The 15,140-nt window shown below is 68.7% G+C and carries 16 protein-coding genes; 11 read left to right on the top strand and 5 right to left on the bottom strand.

The window, feature by feature from the left end:
• The first annotated feature begins 23 nt into the window (after positions 1 to 23).
• Genes OXI49_03450 through pheT form a run of 3 tightly spaced genes read left to right on the top strand, consistent with a single transcriptional unit; the run spans position 24 to position 4,446 of the window.
• Positions 24 to 743, top strand: a complete 720-nt coding sequence (locus OXI49_03450; GenBank protein ID MDE2689542.1) for a YIP1 family protein — start codon at positions 24 to 26, stop codon at positions 741 to 743.
• Between the two features lie 60 nt (positions 744 to 803).
• Entirely contained in the window at positions 804 to 1,841 is a 1,038-nt protein-coding gene (pheS, locus tag OXI49_03445) for a phenylalanine--tRNA ligase subunit alpha (protein ID MDE2689541.1), read from the top strand.
• 58 nt (positions 1,842 to 1,899) lie between these two features.
• Positions 1,900 to 4,446, top strand: a complete 2,547-nt coding sequence (gene pheT / locus OXI49_03440; GenBank protein MDE2689540.1) for a phenylalanine--tRNA ligase subunit beta — start codon at positions 1,900 to 1,902, stop codon at positions 4,444 to 4,446.
• Positions 4,447 to 4,474: 28 nt separating this feature from the next.
• Here pheT and OXI49_03435 read toward each other — a convergent pair whose 3' ends face one another.
• A complete protein-coding gene (locus OXI49_03435) occupies positions 4,475 to 5,200 on the bottom strand; it encodes an RsmE family RNA methyltransferase (GenBank protein ID MDE2689539.1) in 726 nt (241 codons plus the stop codon).
• A gap of 74 nt (positions 5,201 to 5,274) precedes the next feature.
• On the opposite strand from OXI49_03435, the gene OXI49_03430 reads away from it, so the two are divergent.
• Positions 5,275 to 5,766, top strand: coding sequence for a MaoC family dehydratase N-terminal domain-containing protein (locus OXI49_03430; GenBank protein MDE2689538.1), 492 nt, complete (start codon positions 5,275 to 5,277; stop codon positions 5,764 to 5,766).
• 12 nt (positions 5,767 to 5,778) lie between these two features.
• A complete protein-coding gene (locus OXI49_03425) occupies positions 5,779 to 6,201 on the top strand; it encodes a MaoC/PaaZ C-terminal domain-containing protein (GenBank protein ID MDE2689537.1) in 423 nt (140 codons plus the stop codon).
• Between the two features lie 27 nt (positions 6,202 to 6,228).
• Here the strand turns inward: OXI49_03425 and aroC are convergent, their stop codons facing one another.
• Entirely contained in the window at positions 6,229 to 7,320 is a 1,092-nt protein-coding gene (gene aroC, locus OXI49_03420; protein MDE2689536.1) for a chorismate synthase, read from the bottom strand.
• 58 nt (positions 7,321 to 7,378) lie between these two features.
• On the opposite strand from aroC, the gene deoC reads away from it, so the two are divergent.
• Genes deoC through OXI49_03400 form a run of 4 tightly spaced genes read left to right on the top strand, consistent with a single transcriptional unit; the run spans position 7,379 to position 11,097 of the window.
• Positions 7,379 to 8,284, top strand: coding sequence for a deoxyribose-phosphate aldolase (deoC, locus tag OXI49_03415; protein MDE2689535.1), 906 nt, complete (start codon positions 7,379 to 7,381; stop codon positions 8,282 to 8,284).
• Positions 8,285 to 8,303: 19 nt separating this feature from the next.
• A complete protein-coding gene (locus OXI49_03410) occupies positions 8,304 to 9,806 on the top strand; it encodes an aldehyde dehydrogenase family protein (protein ID MDE2689534.1) in 1,503 nt (500 codons plus the stop codon).
• Positions 9,803 to 10,687, top strand: a complete 885-nt coding sequence (locus OXI49_03405; protein MDE2689533.1) for an aldehyde dehydrogenase family protein — start codon at positions 9,803 to 9,805, stop codon at positions 10,685 to 10,687. The genes OXI49_03410 and OXI49_03405 overlap by 4 nt, the downstream gene beginning before the upstream one ends.
• Positions 10,666 to 11,097, top strand: coding sequence for a YkvA family protein (locus OXI49_03400; protein MDE2689532.1), 432 nt, complete (start codon positions 10,666 to 10,668; stop codon positions 11,095 to 11,097). The genes OXI49_03405 and OXI49_03400 overlap by 22 nt, the downstream gene beginning before the upstream one ends.
• A 14-nt stretch (positions 11,098 to 11,111) precedes the next feature.
• Here OXI49_03400 and OXI49_03395 read toward each other — a convergent pair whose 3' ends face one another.
• Complete coding sequence (locus OXI49_03395; GenBank protein ID MDE2689531.1) at positions 11,112 to 12,323, bottom strand: DUF819 family protein; 1,212 nt, start codon at positions 12,321 to 12,323, stop codon at positions 11,112 to 11,114.
• A gap of 126 nt (positions 12,324 to 12,449) precedes the next feature.
• Here OXI49_03395 and OXI49_03390 point away from each other — a divergent pair, with 126 nt between their 5' ends.
• Together OXI49_03390 and OXI49_03385 are read left to right on the top strand one after the other, a co-directional pair.
• A complete protein-coding gene (locus tag OXI49_03390; GenBank protein MDE2689530.1) occupies positions 12,450 to 13,493 on the top strand; it encodes an MBL fold metallo-hydrolase in 1,044 nt (347 codons plus the stop codon).
• An 82-nt stretch (positions 13,494 to 13,575) separates the two neighbouring features.
• Complete coding sequence (locus OXI49_03385; protein ID MDE2689529.1) at positions 13,576 to 14,361, top strand: histidinol phosphate phosphatase; 786 nt, start codon at positions 13,576 to 13,578, stop codon at positions 14,359 to 14,361.
• Between the two features lie 63 nt (positions 14,362 to 14,424).
• Here the strand turns inward: OXI49_03385 and OXI49_03380 are convergent, their stop codons facing one another.
• Together OXI49_03380 and OXI49_03375 are read right to left on the bottom strand one after the other, a co-directional pair.
• Positions 14,425 to 14,676 carry a hypothetical protein gene (locus OXI49_03380; protein MDE2689528.1) on the bottom strand — a complete coding sequence of 84 codons (252 nt, stop codon included), beginning with the start codon at positions 14,674 to 14,676 and terminating at the stop codon, positions 14,425 to 14,427.
• Positions 14,673 to 15,137 (bottom strand): MaoC family dehydratase, encoded by a 465-nt coding sequence (locus OXI49_03375; protein MDE2689527.1) that lies wholly within the window; start codon positions 15,135 to 15,137, stop codon positions 14,673 to 14,675. The genes OXI49_03380 and OXI49_03375 overlap by 4 nt, the downstream gene beginning before the upstream one ends.
• Positions 15,138 to 15,140: the final 3 nt, after the last annotated feature.

The following is a 15,140-nucleotide window of genomic DNA, read 5'->3' as shown; positions in this document are numbered from 1 at the left end:
ATCGCTCCGGTAAGGTGCTCCGCGTGAACTCCGGGGACGATAACACCGGCGGCGCCGCGGGCGTCGCGGTCGTCAATCCGTGGGAGGAGCGGAAGGACCGCGGCCGGTTCTCCGCCCTCGTCGCCTCTCTGGTCCTCCTGGCCACCGCTCCGAGGAAATTCTTCGAGGGCACCCGGCCCGACGCGGGCATCTGGGGCCCCCTCTTGTTCGCGGGCCTGGTCACACTCATCTACATGGTCCTGGGAAGCGTGGTCTTCACGGTCCTCATCCTGACCCTTCCGGACCAGGCACTGGAGTTCGTCTACCAAACGGTGTGGCGAATGGATCCATCTCAGTTCCCCACTGCCGAGGAACTGCCCTTCGGAACCACCCTGTTCGTTCTCTTCGCGTTCCAGGTCCTCCTCCTTGCCCTTCCCGCCCTCTTCGCCCTCACGCTGGTCGCGACGTTGATCGTGGGTACGCTCGTCCACCTTCTGCTGGTCGTGACCCGCACGTCGAGGCCACACGGCTTCCGCGGGACCTGGGTCGCGATCTGCTACGCAAACGGCGCCAACCTCCTGGGCATCGTTCCCATCGCTGGCGAACTCCTGGCGACATTCTGCGGCGCAGCGCTGTTCGGGATCGGTCTCCACGTCGTTCAGCGAGTCGGAGTCGTCCGAGCCACGGTTCTGGCCTCCATCCTGCCCCTATTGACGGTCTTGGCGTTGCTGATCCCTCGGGTCCTGCCGCACGCCACCTCCTAGTAGAGTCAGGCGCCGCACCGGGCCCGAGAAAGGGCGCCGAACGAAGATCCGCCTGACGCCATGATCGACCAGCTCGACGACATCGAAGCGCGGGTCTCCGCGGCCCTGGATCAGGCGGCCGATCTGGAGCAACTCGAGGAGTGGCGCCGGGCGACGATCGGCCGCAAGGGCGAGGTCCAGCTCCTGACCCGCCGCATGGGCGAGATCGAACCGGCCGACCGGCCCGCGTTCGGCAAGCGGATCAACGAGATCAAGACCTCGCTGCAGGCTGCCTTCGAAGCGCGTCAGGAAGCCCTGAAGCGATCGGCGCATGACACCGACGGCGATGCCGACAAGCTCGACGTCACCCTGCCGGGCCGCCGGCCCACTCTCGGCGGCCTGCACCCCTCGACCCTGGTCATGCGCCGCATCGAGCGCATCTTCGGCGACATGGGGTTCCAGACCTACCGGAGCCCCGACGTCGTCACCGACCAGTTGAACTTCGGCGACCTGAACATGCCGCCCGACCACCCCGCGCGCGACATGCAGGACACGTTCTACACGACGGATCCGAGCGTCGTCCTCCGCACTCACACCAGCGGCGGCCAAATCCTGGCGATGCAGGAGCAGCACCCGGCGCCGGTGCGCGTCATCCTGCCCGGCATGTGCTACCGCAACGAGCAGATCACTTCCCGCAGCGAGATCCAGTTCCACCAGATCGAGGGGCTGGCCGTGGGCCCGGCGATCACCTTCGCCGATCTCAAGGGCACGCTGACCGAGTTCGCCCGCCGCCTCTTCGGAGAGGGTCGTGGCGCCCGCTTCCGGGCCAGCTACTTCCCGTTCACCGAGCCGAGCGCGGAGATGGACATCGCCTGCTTCCTCTGCGACGGCGAGGGCTGCCAGTTGTGCAAGGACACCGGCTGGCTCGAGATCCTCGGCTGCGGCATGGTCCATCCGACCGTTCTCAGGAACGGCGGCTACGACCCGGACGAGTGGAGCGGCTTCGCCTTCGGCATGGGGCCCGAGCGGATCGCCATGCTCAGGCACGGCATCCGCGACATCCGCTACTTCTGGTCCAACGACCTGCGTTTCCTGCACCAGTTCCAGCGGTTCGTCTAATGCCCGTTTCCTCGTACGGCGAACTGCGCTTCCTGCGCCAGTTCCCGGGCGTCGCCTAGTGCGCGTTCCACTCAACTGGCTCGGCGATTTCCTCGACCCGGGCCTTCCACCCGACGACCTCGCCGAGCTGCTCACCAACGCCGGCCTCGAGGTCAAGGCGATCGAACGCTTCGGCGTCGCCGGCGCCGAGCTGCCGTGGCCGGCGGAGCTGGTCATGACCGCGAAGGTCCTGCGAGTGGACCCGGTGCCGGACGCCGACCGCCTGGTGCTGGCGACCGTCGACTACGGCGCCGACGCCACCCGGCAGGTGATCACAGGGGCGCCGAACCTGTTCCCGTATCTCGGCGAGGATCTGAACGATTCCGACATCTGGGGCGCGCTGCTGCTCGCCGGGGCCAGCTACCGCAACCCCTACCGCGACCTGAAGATCACGCGGCTCAAGCCGAAGAAGCTGCGCGGCATCACCAGCGACGCGATGCTCTGCTCGGCGGCCGAACTCGGGCTCGGCGAAGACCACGAGGGAATCATCCTGTTCGAGCCGGCCGACGAGCTGCCCGCGCTCGAGCCCGGCCGGCCCCTGGCCGAAGTGCTCGGCGACGTCGTGCTCGACATCGACGTGATTCCCAACATCGCCCGCTGCGCCTCGATCCTGGGAGTCGCGCGCGAGGTGGCGGCACTCACGGAAGCAGCGTTCCGGCCGCCGGCGGTCCCGCTCACGATGGACGGACCGCCGATCGCCGACCGGGTCGAGATCGAAACCGAGAACCCCGAACTCAATCCGCGGTTCGTCGCCCTGCTGATCGAGGGCATCGAGCAGGGCGCGTCTCCCTATTGGATGCAGCACCGCCTGCAGCTCGCCGGGCAGCGGCCGATCAGCAACGTGGTCGACATCAGCAACTACGTGATGCTCGAGATCGGACAGCCGAACCACACCTTCGACTACGACCTGCTGCGGCAGCGGGCCGACGGCTACGCGGACGGCGGCCCGGTGCGCATCGTCACGCGGCTGGCGCGCGAGGGGGAACGTCTGACGACCCTCGACGGCGCCGAGCAGAAGCTGAGGACCAACCAGATCATGGTCACCGACCCCGCCGGCTCGCTCAGCGTCGGCGGCGTGATGGGCGGCCAGGACAGCGAGATCGGTCCCGAAACCCGCAACGTGCTGCTGGAGGCGGCGGCCTGGGAGCCGCGAAGCATCCGGCGCACCCAGCGCCAGCTCGGGATCCACACCGAGGCCGGTTTCCGTTTCAGCCGCGGCGTCCATCCCAGTCAGGCCCTGCTCGGGGCCCGGCGAGCCGCGGAACTGCTCCGGCTTCACGCCGGCGGCTCGATCGCGGAAGGGATCGTCGACCACTACCCGCAACCGGCGCCGAGCGTCACCGTCGACTTCGACCTCGGTTACCTGCGGCGCCTGAGCGGTCTCGATCTCGACACCGAGGAGACGGCGAACCTGCTGCGACGCCTCCAGTTCGAGGTCGAGGTCCAGGACGGCTCTGCCAATCTGCATGTCACCGTTCCCGATCACCGCCTCGACGTCGAAGGCCAGCACGACCTGGTCGAAGAGGTCTGCCGTATCTACGGCTACGACCGCATCCCGTCGACAGTGCTCAGCGACGTGCTGCCGCCCCAGCGCGGCAACCGCGAGCAGTCCTTTGAAGACCGCGTCAAGGACACCTTCGCCGACCTGGGACTCCAGGAGATCGTCAGCTACCGGTTGACAACGCCGGAGGCGGAAGCGAAGCTGCAACTGGAAGACGGCGAGCCACCGCCCTACGTCCGGCTCGCCAATCCCTCGACCCTCGACCGCGTCGTCATGCGGCGCAGCCTGCTCGCGTCCGTGCTGGAAGCGGCGGCGTCGAACAGCCGTTTCACGGACCGGCTCGCCCTGTTCGAGGTCGGCCGCGTGTTCCCGGTCAACGAAGGCGATTCGCTGCCCGAGGAGCGGCAGTGGGCCGCCGTCGTGCTGACCGGTCCGCGCCGGGCAGGCCACTGGCAGGCTACGGGCGAGAACGACGACCGCTTCGACTTCTTCGACGTCAAGGGCGTGGTCGAGACGGTCCTGGACCGGCTCGGCCTGGCGGTCCAGTTCACGGCGCCTGAGGCCGACGCGACGCCACCGTCGTACCGCCCCGGGCGTTCCGCGGCGATCGAAATCGGTGCCGACTCGAAGCCCGTCGGCTGGCTGGGCGAAGTCCAGCCGGCGGTGGCCGCCCGTTTCGATCTGGAGCCCGCGGACGGTCACCCCGTCCTCGCCGCCGAACTCGACCTCGACCGCATCCTCGAGCTCGTCCCCGACTCCCTCCAGGTCGAGCCCGTTCCCGTCTATCCCGAAGTGCGCGAGGACCTGGCCCTGATCGTGGACGAGGCGACGCCGGCCGCGGCCGTCGAGGCCGCCCTCCTCGCCGCCGGCAAGCCCCTGCTCTGCGCCGTCGAACTGTTCGACGTGTTCCGCGGCCAGACGATCGGCGAAGGCTCGAAGAGCCTCGCCTACCACCTCACCTTCCGGGCCCCGAACCGCACACTGCGCGACCGCGACGTGAAGAAGCTCCGCCGGCGCATCCTGGGACAGGTGGAGAGGTCCGTCGGCGCCAAGCTGCGGGAGTAGGGCTCCGGAGCTCGCGCGTCCGGCCCGCTCAGGAGGCGAGGCGCGACAGCAGGGCCACGACCGCGTGCTCGGCCCGCAGCGCCCGCGGGCCGAGACTCACGACAGTAGCGCCGGCGTGCCTGTACGAGGCGAGTTCCTCGTCCAGGAAGCCGCCTTCGGGGCCGACCAGCAGCGCCGTCGGGCCATCGACGCCCAGCGGACACGGCTCGTCACCGGCGGCATCGGCCACCAGGACCTGCTCGTGCTCCTGAACCAGGCCGGGCAGCGCATCGGTCAGTTCCCTAGGCCCTCTCAGGCACTCGATCTCCGGCAGCGCCGTGTCCCGCGCCTGGGCCAGACCCAGCATCAGGTGACGTCGCAGGGACTCGGGCCGCATCACCGAGCTCTGCCAGTAGCTCTTCTCGACCCGAACCGTGTGGACGAGCAGGATCCGCTTGACCCCCATCGCCGCCGCGGCCTGCAGGATGCGGCCGACGAACTTGGGCCGGGGCAGCGCCAGCACGAGGGTCACGGGCAACGGCTCCGGTGGCTCCCGGTCGAGCAGGCCCAGCTCCAGGACGACCCGATCACGGTTGAGTTCGACGATCCGGCCGCGGCCGATGCCGCCGCCAAGCCGCCCGACCGCCAGCGTGTCGCCGCCCTTCGCCCGCAGCACCTTGCGGACATGCCGGAGGCGCTCGCCGCAAACGACCGCGCGCACACCGGGTCCGGCCGCCGGATCGAAGTCCGAGTCCTCCAACAGGAGCAGGTTCATGCTGTTACAGTCACCCGCTCAAACGACGCAGAACTGCGCTCCAGACACCACTTGAAGAGGAGGACGGAACGGCAATGGCAGCAAAGAAGTTCCCGATCGAGGCCGGCCACATCATGATGTTCGCGCGCGCGGTCGGCGATCCGAACCCGATCTATCACGACGCCGACGCGGCGGCGGACACCGAACCCGGCAACGTCATCGCGCCGCCGACCTTCTACCAATCCTCGGCGCAGTACGACCCGGACTACTTCCTCCGGCCCAAGATCGGCGAGGCCTGGTTCGGCTCCGGCAAGAACCCCACCGGCGTACCGCCGAAGCGGACCGGCGGCGACGGCGGCACGGGCCTGCACGCCGAGCAGCGCTTCGAGTACTTCCGCCACGTGAGCCCGGGCGAGACCCTGACGATCAAGACGCGCCCCGGCAACACGTGGGAGCGGCAGGGCAAGCGCGGCGGCAAGCTCACGTTCAGCGAGAACATCACCGAGTACTACGACGAATCCGGCGAACTCGTCGTGCGCGCCACCGGCGTCGGCGTACGCACCGAGAAGGTCGTCGAGAGCGACTGAGGAGAGAACCAGATGGCACTTCAGGCAAGCAAGGTCAAGGTCGGCGACACCCACACGCAGAAGCTCACCGACGACCTCTCCCGGACGCAGATCGTCCAGTACGCGGGCGCCTCGGGCGACTACAACCCGCTCCACTCCGACGAGATCTTCACCACCAAGGTGGCGAAGTACCCGACCGTCTTCGCCCACGGCATGCTCACGATGGGCATGACGGGCCGGATGGTCACCGACTTCGTCGGCGACGGCCGGCTGACCGCCTACGGTGTCCGCTTCACGCGGCAGGTCTGGCCGGGCGACGCGTTGACCGCGACGGCCAAGGTCGACGCGGTGCGTGAAGAGGACGGCCAGAACCTCGTGGACCTGTCGGTCTCGACAGTGAACCAGGACGGCGACGTCGTCGTGATGGGTAAGGCGACGGCGAAGATCGACTCGTAGCCGTAGGGTCGCCGCTACTCGGCCGCGCTACTCCAGGACGCCCTGCGTCAGCTGGCGCAGGGCGTGATCGGCCAACACCAACGCGATCATCGCCTCGCCCATCGGCACGAAGCGGGGCAGGAGACACGGGTCGTGCCGGCCCCTGGTGGCGATCGTCGTCGGCTCGCCGGCCCGGGTCACCGTGTCCTGCGGCTGCGGCAGGCTGCTGGTCGGCTTGACGGCGCAGCGCAGCACGATCGGCTGGCCTGAGGAGATGCCGCCCAGCATGCCGCCGTGGCGGTTTCCGCGAGTGGCGACGCGCCCTTCCCGCATCTCGAACGGATCGTTGTTCTCGCTGCCGCGGGCGGTCGCCACACTGAACCCGGCGCCGTACTCGACGCCGAGCACCGCCGGCAGGCTGAAGAGCGCCTTCCCCAGGTCCGCCTTCAGCTTGTCGAAGACCGGTTCGCCCCAACCCGACGGCACGCCGGTGGCGACGAGTTCCGAGATGCCGCCGACCGAGTCACGTTCCGAGCGCATCCGCTCGATCAGTTCGGCCATCCGTCCGGCGGCCTCCTGATCCGGGCAGCGAACCGGGTTCGCCTCAACCTGCTCCAGGGCCACCGCGGCTGGATCGTCGATCCGGCCCTCGATGTCGCCGATGCTCTTCACGTAGCCGACGATCCCGACTCCCCAGCGCTCCCGCAGCAGCTTCTTCGCCACCGCCGCGGCCGCCACCCGCACCGACGTCTCGCGGGCGCTCGATCGGCCGCCGCCCCGGTAGTCGCGGAAGCCGTACTTGGCGTCGAAGGTGTAGTCGGCGTGTCCCGGTCGGTACTTCTCCCTGATCTCGCTGTAGTCCCTGGGCCGCTGGTCCCGGTTCTCGATCAGGAAGGCGATCGGCGTGCCGGTCGTCCTGCCCTCGAAGACGCCGGACAGGATGCGGGCCTCGTCCGGCTCCATCCGCTGCGTGGTCAGCTTCGACTGGCCGGGCCGGCGGCGGTCGAGGTCCGGCTGCAGGTCGGCCTCGGACAGTTCGAGGCCCGGCGGCACTCCGTCCAGGATGCCGACGTAGCCCGGCCCGTGGCTCTCGCCGGCCGTGGTCAACCGCAGCGCGGTTCCGAACGTGTTCCCAGCCATGACACGAGGACTCTGCCACAGCCCCGCCGCAGGCCGAACCGGCGTAGACTGACGGGTGATGCAGAGTTCGACTGCCACCGCGTCGTTCGAGTCGCCGCCAATCGATGCCGTCGGCGTCGAGGAGCGGGTGGCGAGGCTCTGCTCGCGCTCCATCAAGAAGGACGCCAAGCTCCAGGCGCTCCACCTGACCCTGTCGATGATCGACCTGACGACCCTGGAGGGCGCCGACTCCGAGGGCAAGGTGCGGCAGCTCTGCGCCAAGGCGCTGCAACTGCACGCGGCGCTGCCCGATCTGCCGCACGTGGCCGCGGTCTGCGTCTACCCCGCCCTGGTCGATGTAGCGAAGCGGGCGCTCGAGGGCAGCGGCATCAACGTCGCTTCGGTCGCCACCAGCTTCCCTGCCGGCCAGGCCCCGATCGAGATCAAGCTGCTGGAGGTGCGGAAAGCCGTCGAGGCCGGCGCCGACGAAGTCGACATGGTGATCTCGCGCGGCCGCTTCCTGGCCGGCGACTGCGCCTACACCGCGGACGAGATCGCCTCGGTCAAGGAGGCCTGCGGCGACGCCCACCTCAAGGTGATCCTCGAGACCGGCGAGCTCGGCACACTGGACGCCGTGCGCCGTGCCTCGGACCTGGCGATGCGCTCCGGCGCCGACTTCATCAAGACGTCCACCGGCAAGATCAAGCCGGCCGCCACGATGCCCGTCGTCCTGGTCATGCTGGAGGCGATCCGCGACCACTACCGCAACACCGGCGAGAAGATCGGCATGAAGCCGGCGGGCGGGATCTCGACTGCCAAGGACGCGATCCGCCACCTGGTCATGGTCCGGGAAACGCTCGGTCAGGACTGGCTCGATCCCGACCTGTACCGCTTCGGCGCCAGTTCGCTGGCGAACGATGTCCTGCGCCAGATCGTCAAGCAGGGAAGCGGCATCTACCAGTCGTTCGACGACTTCTCTCTCTAGAGGAGATGATGTTCAACCGATGACGAGCACCCCATCGATCGAGGCCGCGGCGCCCAAGCTCCGTCTCCGCAACGGCGACGGCTGGGAGTACGCGCCAGCGCCCGAGTCGACCGATCACGTCGAACTGCGGGAGCGCTACGGCCTGTTCATCGACGGTGAGTTCACGGACGCGAAAGGCGGCCGGACCTTCGAGACGGCGAATCCGGCCACCGAGGAGAAGATCGCGGACGTGGCCCTCGCCTCGGACGCCGACGTCGATGCCGCCGTGGCGTCCGCCCGCCGCGCCTACGACGAGGTCTGGTCACAGCTCGCGCCCAGGGAGCGCGGCAAGTACGTCTACCGGATCGCCCGGGTACTCCAGGAGCGGGGCCGCGAACTCGCCATCACCGAGTCGCTCGACGGCGGCAAGCCGATCCGCGAGTCGCGGGATGTCGACATCCCGCTAGCTGCCGCGCACTTCTTCTACTACGCCGGCTGGGCCGACAAGCTGGACTACGCCTTTCCCGGCCGTAGGGCCCGGCCGCTCGGCGTCGCCGGACAGGTCATCCCGTGGAACTTCCCGCTTCTCATGGCGGCCTGGAAGATCGCGCCGGCCATCGCGGCCGGCAACACGGTCGTGCTCAAGCCGGCGGAGACGACACCGCTCACCGCGCTCAAGCTGGCCGAGATCATCCGCGACGCGGGGGTTCCGCCCGGGGTCGTCAACATCGTCACCGGCGCCGGAGAGACGGGCGCGGCGATCGTCCAGCACGAAGACGTCGACAAGGTCGCCTTCACCGGCTCCACCGAGGTCGGCAAGCTGATCCGGCGCGCGCTCGCCGGCAGCGACAAGTACTACACCCTGGAACTCGGCGGCAAGGCGGCGAACCTGGTGTTCGAGGACGCCGCCGTCGACCAGGCGGTGGAGGGCATCGTCAACGGCATCTTCTTCAACCAGGGGCACGTCTGCTGCGCCGGTTCCCGCCTGCTCGTCCAGGAGTCCGTCGCCGACGAGGTGATCTCCAAGCTGAAGGACCGGATGGAGACCCTGATCGTCGGCGATCCGCTCGACAAGAACACGGACATCGGCGCGATCAACTCCCGCGCCCAGCTCGACAGGATCGAGGAGTATCTCGAGATCGGCGAGGCGGAAGGCGCCGAACCGTTCCAGACATCGTGCCCGGTGCCGGAACGCGGCTACTGGTGCCGGCCGACCCTGTTCCTGCAGGCATCCCAGTCGCACCGCGTGGTTCAGGAGGAGATCTTCGGCCCGGTACTCGCGGTGCAGACGTTCCGCACGGTGGACGAAGGCATCGCGATGGCGAACAACACGCCCTACGGCCTCTCGGGCGGCGTCTGGAGCGACAAGGGCGCCAAGGCGTTCCGCGTCACCAGCCGGATCCGCGCCGGCGTGTTGTGGGCGAACACGTACAACAAGTTCGATCCGACGGCCCCGTTCGGCGGCTACAAGGAAAGCGGCATCGGCCGCGAGGGCGGACTGGCCGGGCTCCACGCCTACCTGCAACCGGAGCGAGCGGCATGAGCGAGCAGCGACCCGCGGGAGCGGCTGCGGCCGACCGGTTGCCGGTGCTCAAGACCCACAAGGTCTACGTCGGCGGCAAGTTCCCGCGCTCCGAGTCGGGACGCTTCGACCGGGCTCTGGCGCCAGACGGCACGCCGATCGCGAACATCTGCCGCTGCTCGCGCAAGGACGTGCGGGACGCGGTGACCGCGGCGCGCGCCGCGCAGGCCGGATGGGCCGCCCGCACCGCCTACAACCGGGGCCAGATCCTCTACCGGATCGCCGAGATGCTGGAGGGCCGGAGCGGCCAGTTCGAGGCCCTGCTGGCCGCCGGCGGTGCGACCCCCGACGAAGCCGCGGCCGAAGTCCAGGCCGCCGTCGACCGGCTCGTCCACTACGCAGGCTGGACCGACAAGTTCCAGCAGGTGTTCTCCAGCGTCAATCCGGTCGCCACGTCGCACTTCAACTTCTCGATCCTCGAGCCGATGGGCGTCGTCGGCGTGCTCGCCCCCGAGTCTCCGCTGCTCGGCCTCGTTTCCTCCATCGCCCCCGCGATCGCCGGCGGCAACACGACCGTCGTACTCGTCACCGGCAGCCAGCCGCTTCCGGCCACCACGTTCGGCGAAGTCCTGAACTCCTCAGACGTCCCCGGCGGCGTCGTGAACATCCTCACCGGTCGCCGGGACGAGATGCTCGCCCCACTCGCCGCGCACCGCGACGTCGACGGGCTGCTCCTCTGCACCGCCGACCGGGACGTCGCCAGGTCCGCCGAGATCGAGGCCGTCCACAACCTGAAACGCGTCGCGCTCCGCCCCAGCGACGACTGGACGGACATCCAGAGCCCCTACGAAATCACCGACCTCCAGGAAGTGAAGACGACATGGCATCCGATCGGGAGTTGACCGGCGAGATGGAGCTCCCGCTCCACGCCAGGAACCAGGCCGCGGAGATCGTCGAATCGCCGGACAAGCTCCGTGAGATGGTCGCCGAAGCAAGGGAGAAGGCCGACTCCGCAGGCGGCGCCACGAGTCCGCTCAGCGGGGTGATCGACGACCTGAGAACGATGTTCGACCTGCTTCGCGCGGTAGCGCGCGGCAACTACCGGCTCCGGAAAGAGACCCTGATCCTCATCGCCGGCGCCGTCCTCTACTTCGTCATTCCCATCGACGTCATCCCTGACTTCGTCCCGGTCGCCGGCTTCATCGACGACGCCGCCGTCATCGCCTGGGTCGTCAAGACCTGCAAGACGGAGATCGATCTCTTCCGGGCGCTGACCGTGGGCGACGACGCACCCGAGCCGGAGGTCGCGTAGCCGGCCAGGCAGCTCTACAACGATGCGGCGCCGTGGTACGCCCGCGCGACCCAGGCCATGAGCTGGGCGCACAGCAGCCCCAGCGGCGTGCCTACCAGGTTGCCGAGGACGCCCATCAGCACACCAACCGCGGCAAGCGCGGGCTGGAACACGCCGGCAACGACCGGCGTCGAGATGACGCCGCCGACGTTGCCCATGCTGCCGGTCGCGAACAGGAAGATCGGCGCGCGCAGGAGGCGCATCGCGAGGAACAGGCAGGCGACGTGGATGCCGATCCAGACGACGCCGACCGCCAGCACCAAAGGCGCCTCGGCGATGGCGGCGAGATCGCCGCCCGCGCCCATCGTCGCGACCATCAGGTAGAGGCCACCGTAGGCCACCGGCGTGGCTCCCCGATGTTCGAGACGACGAACCGGCGTGAAGGACAGCGCGAGGCCAACCGCGACGACCAGCAGGATGCCCCAGGTGAAGTGGGACAGCACCGAGCCGACCTGGGGCAGCAGCTCTCCGCCGCGCATGCAGAGCCAGCTCGCCACCAGGCCGACGCCGAGCATGGAGGCGAAGGCAGGCAGCGTGATCGGCCGCGCGTTCTCGGCCTGGACCTGCTGCAGCCGCTGGTTCAGCGCGTCGAGCTCTTCGCGGCGGGCCCGGTTCCAGCGGTCGATCCGGTTCTGGTAACCGCTGAGCAGGATGACGATCGACATCCAGCCGTAACCGACCACCGAGTCGACAATGATCATCGGAGCGAAGACGTCGTCGGGAGCGCCGACGCCCTCCTTGATCGCGATCATGTTCGACAGACCGCCGATCCAGGAGCCGGACAACGCTCCCAGTCCCTTCCAGATCTGCGGGTCATCCAGGAACGGCTGGAAGATGGCCAGCGCGATCGGCCCACCGATCACGATGCCGACCGACCCCGACAGCAGCATCGCCGCCGCCAGCGGTCCGAGGCGCCTGATCGCCGGCACGTCGGTCGCCAGCACCAGTAGGAGTAGCGAGCACGGCATCAGGTAGTCCGTGCACCAGTCGTAGAAGGCCGACTCGGCCGGCGTGATGCCGGCGGTGGTCAGCACCACTGGCAGCAGGTAGATCCAGACGATCGGCGGCAGGTACCTGAAGAGCCGGTCGAAGGGCCGCGTCTGCGCCAGCACGAAGATCAGAGCCACGAAGCCGGCGAAGAAGACGAGCAGCGCGGTCGGGTCGTTGATCAGCGCCTGCTCAGCCATCGCCGGCGAGTGTATGGGCTAGCGTCGCGTCTGGCTGCCGGCTTGGGACCCATGTGCTAATGTCTGTCATTAGACCTGTTCCGGCGCCACCCATCCCGGGCCTGACGAGCAAGGAGAGCTTCGCCCATGAAACATCGCACAGCGGCCATCGTGTCCGCGCTGACGGCGACCTTCCTGCTTCTGAGTTCCGCCGCCGCTGCCCAGTTCGGAAACCTGCCGCCCAACCGGTCGTCACTGCTCGACGACGGCGCGCTCCACATCGTCATCTGCGGCAGCGGTTCACCGTTGCCGAGCGCCGAGCGGGCCGGGCCCTGCACGGCGGTGATCGCCGGCGGGCGGATGTTCCTGATCGACGTCGGCCCCGGGTCGACCGAGAATCTGCGGCTTTGGGGACTGCCGATGGGAAGTCTCACCGGCGTTCTGCTGACCCACTTCCACTCCGATCACATCGGAGAACTCGGCGAGGTCGTTTTCGCGAGCTGGACCGGCGGCCGGGCCGTGCCCCTCGACGTCTACGGTCCGGCGGGAGTCGAACAGGTCGTCGCCGGCTTTCAGACGGCCTACGAACTGGACGTCTCCTACCGGGTCGCTCACCACGGCGCCGACCTGCTCGCGCCGGACGGCGGCAAGGCGAACGGGCACGCGATCGAACTCGCCGAGGACGCGCCCTCGCGCGTCTTCTACGACAAGGACGGTCTCCGGATCACCGCGTTCCTGGTCGAGCATGAACCGATCTCGCCGGCGCTCGGCTACCGCATCGACTACGGCGGCCGCTCGGTCGTGGTCAGCGGCGACACGATCCGCTCGGCGAACGTGGAGGCGGCGAGCCAGGGCGTCGACGTCCTGGTCCACGAGGTCCTGTCCGGCGCTCTGATCGGCGGGGCGGCGCAGGCGCTCGAGAGTGCCGGCAACGAACGCACAGCGAAAATGCTCAGGGACACGCTCGACTACCACACCTTTCCCGCCGACGTGCATGCTCTGGCCGCCGACGCGAAGGTCAAACTCCTGGTGCTGAACCACCTCGTACCGCCCCTGCCCGCTGCGCAGGCGGAGGGCGTGTTCATGCGCGGCCGGGCCGAGGACGCGCCGAACGATGCGGTCGTCGCCGCCGACGGCATGCACATCGCGCTGCCCGCCAACAGTGACGAGCGGACGATCGAGAACTTCTAGACGCTCCCTGGAGGCCCTGGAAAACGCAGCGTCCTGGCCTCATCCGGCGCACAGCGCCCGGCGGCCGCGCTAGCCTCATACCGTGACGAACTACGCAGCCGAACTCGAGTTCGCGGTCGAGACCGCCTGGATCGCCGGCCAGTTGACGCTCGAGTTCTTCCGTCTCGGCGTCGACCCGGAACTCAAGAGCGACATGACGCCGGTCACCGAGGCCGACCGGGGCGCCGAGGAACTGATCCGTTCACGGATCGCCGAGGCCTTTCCCGGCGACCTCGTCGTCGGCGAAGAGTTCGGGGCAGGTGGCGGCGAGTCTGCCTCGGAAGCCGCTTCGAAACGCCACTGGTACGTCGACCCGATCGACGGTACCCGTTCCTTCGTCCGTGGCGTGCCGCTCTACGGGATCCTGATCGGCCTGGAGGTCGATGGAAGGGTCGAAGTCGGCGTCGCCCACTTCCCGGGCATCGGCGAGACGGTAGCGGCGGCTTCCGGCCGGGGCTGCACGCTGAACGGCGAGCCGGCGCAGGTCCGCGAAACACCCAGCCTCGCCGACGGCTACGTCTCCTTTGGTGACCCGGGACTCTTCGTCGACCCCCGCCACCGACAGGCATGGCAGCGGATGATGGACGGCACCGCCTACCGCGTCGGCTGGTCCGACGCCTACGGCCACGCCCTGGTCGCTACCGGACGGCTGGAACTGATGGTCGACCCGAAGATGAGCGCCTGGGACTGCGGACCGTTCCCCGTCATCCTCCGCGAGGCCGGCGGCTACTTCGGCGACTGGGCCGGCAACGAGACGATCCACGGCGACCGGGCGTTCAGCACCACCCGCCGGCTGCTGCCCGAGGTCCTGGAACTGCTCGCCGACTAAACCGCCGACCCACCGAAATGTCGGTGCGCCGGCCCTCTGGCCGGCATCCGCCGGGGGCGGTCCTCAGCCTCCCGGCGGCTCGTCGCCGTCCTCCAACGGACCAGCGACACAACTCAGCAGTTCCTTCACCTCGTCCAGCCGGTTGTCCGGCACGCAGAGCTTCACCGGCACCGGTGACTTCCCCATCATCCCCATGCCGAACATGCCGACCCCGGCGCTCTGCACCAGGAACGGAATGTCGTACTGGTCCAGGGCGTGGCCGATCGTCTCGGCCTCGAGCCGGGAATCGAAGGTCGCGAGTTCGACGAACTTCATGAGTCGTCTTCCTCCGGCAGCTTCAGCATCAGCCCCAGCCGCGTACAGCGGGCAACGAGTTCGTCACGCTGGTTGTAGGCGCGGTGCTCGAAGGTCACGATGCCGGCGTTGGGCCGTGAGCGGCTCTCCCGCTTGTCCTTCACCTCGGTCTCGATCCGCAGGGTATCGCCGTGGAACACGGGCCGCGGGAACACGACGTCGTTCCAGCCCAGGTTGGCGATCGTCGTACCGAGGGTCGTGTCGCCGACCGAGATGCCGACCATCAGGCTCAAGGTAAAGCAACTGTTGACGATCCGCTCGCCGAACTCGCTCTTCTTCATCGCCTCGGCGTCGAGATGGAGCGCGGCCGGGTTGTGGGTGATCGCCGTGAAGAAGACGTTGTCCGCCTCGGTCACCGTGCGCCGCAACGCATGGTCGAAGAGTTGACCGACTTCAAACTGCTCGTAGTAGAGGCCCGCCATGAG

The organism is Acidobacteriota bacterium (assembly GCA_028875725.1).
GTDB lineage: Bacteria > Acidobacteriota > Thermoanaerobaculia > Multivoradales > Multivoraceae > Multivorans.
Note: the sequence above shows the minus strand (reverse complement) of the source record. Positions and strands in the feature narration are given on the sequence as shown.

What these genes read in the sequence shown, in the direction of transcription:
- OXI49_03400 (MDE2689532.1), top strand. Translation starts at nt 10,666, where the DNA reads ATGGCATCCGATCGGGAGTTGACCGGCGAGATGGAGCTCCCGCTCCAC.
- OXI49_03410 (MDE2689534.1), top strand. Translation starts at nt 8,304, where the DNA reads ATGACGAGCACCCCATCGATCGAGGCCGCGGCGCCCAAGCTCCGTCTC.
- OXI49_03435 (MDE2689539.1), bottom strand. Translation starts at nt 5,200, where the DNA reads ATGAACCTGCTCCTGTTGGAGGACTCGGACTTCGATCCGGCGGCCGGA.
- OXI49_03430 (MDE2689538.1), top strand. Translation starts at nt 5,275, where the DNA reads ATGGCAGCAAAGAAGTTCCCGATCGAGGCCGGCCACATCATGATGTTC.
- deoC (MDE2689535.1), top strand. Translation starts at nt 7,379, where the DNA reads ATGCAGAGTTCGACTGCCACCGCGTCGTTCGAGTCGCCGCCAATCGAT.
- aroC (MDE2689536.1), bottom strand. Translation starts at nt 7,320, where the DNA reads ATGGCTGGGAACACGTTCGGAACCGCGCTGCGGTTGACCACGGCCGGC.
- OXI49_03405 (MDE2689533.1), top strand. Translation starts at nt 9,803, where the DNA reads ATGAGCGAGCAGCGACCCGCGGGAGCGGCTGCGGCCGACCGGTTGCCG.
- pheS (MDE2689541.1), top strand. Translation starts at nt 804, where the DNA reads ATGATCGACCAGCTCGACGACATCGAAGCGCGGGTCTCCGCGGCCCTG.
- OXI49_03380 (MDE2689528.1), bottom strand. Translation starts at nt 14,676, where the DNA reads ATGAAGTTCGTCGAACTCGCGACCTTCGATTCCCGGCTCGAGGCCGAG.
- OXI49_03375 (MDE2689527.1), bottom strand. Translation starts at nt 15,137, where the DNA reads ATGGCGGGCCTCTACTACGAGCAGTTTGAAGTCGGTCAACTCTTCGAC.
- OXI49_03390 (MDE2689530.1), top strand. Translation starts at nt 12,450, where the DNA reads ATGAAACATCGCACAGCGGCCATCGTGTCCGCGCTGACGGCGACCTTC.
- OXI49_03425 (MDE2689537.1), top strand. Translation starts at nt 5,779, where the DNA reads ATGGCACTTCAGGCAAGCAAGGTCAAGGTCGGCGACACCCACACGCAG.
- OXI49_03395 (MDE2689531.1), bottom strand. Translation starts at nt 12,323, where the DNA reads ATGGCTGAGCAGGCGCTGATCAACGACCCGACCGCGCTGCTCGTCTTC.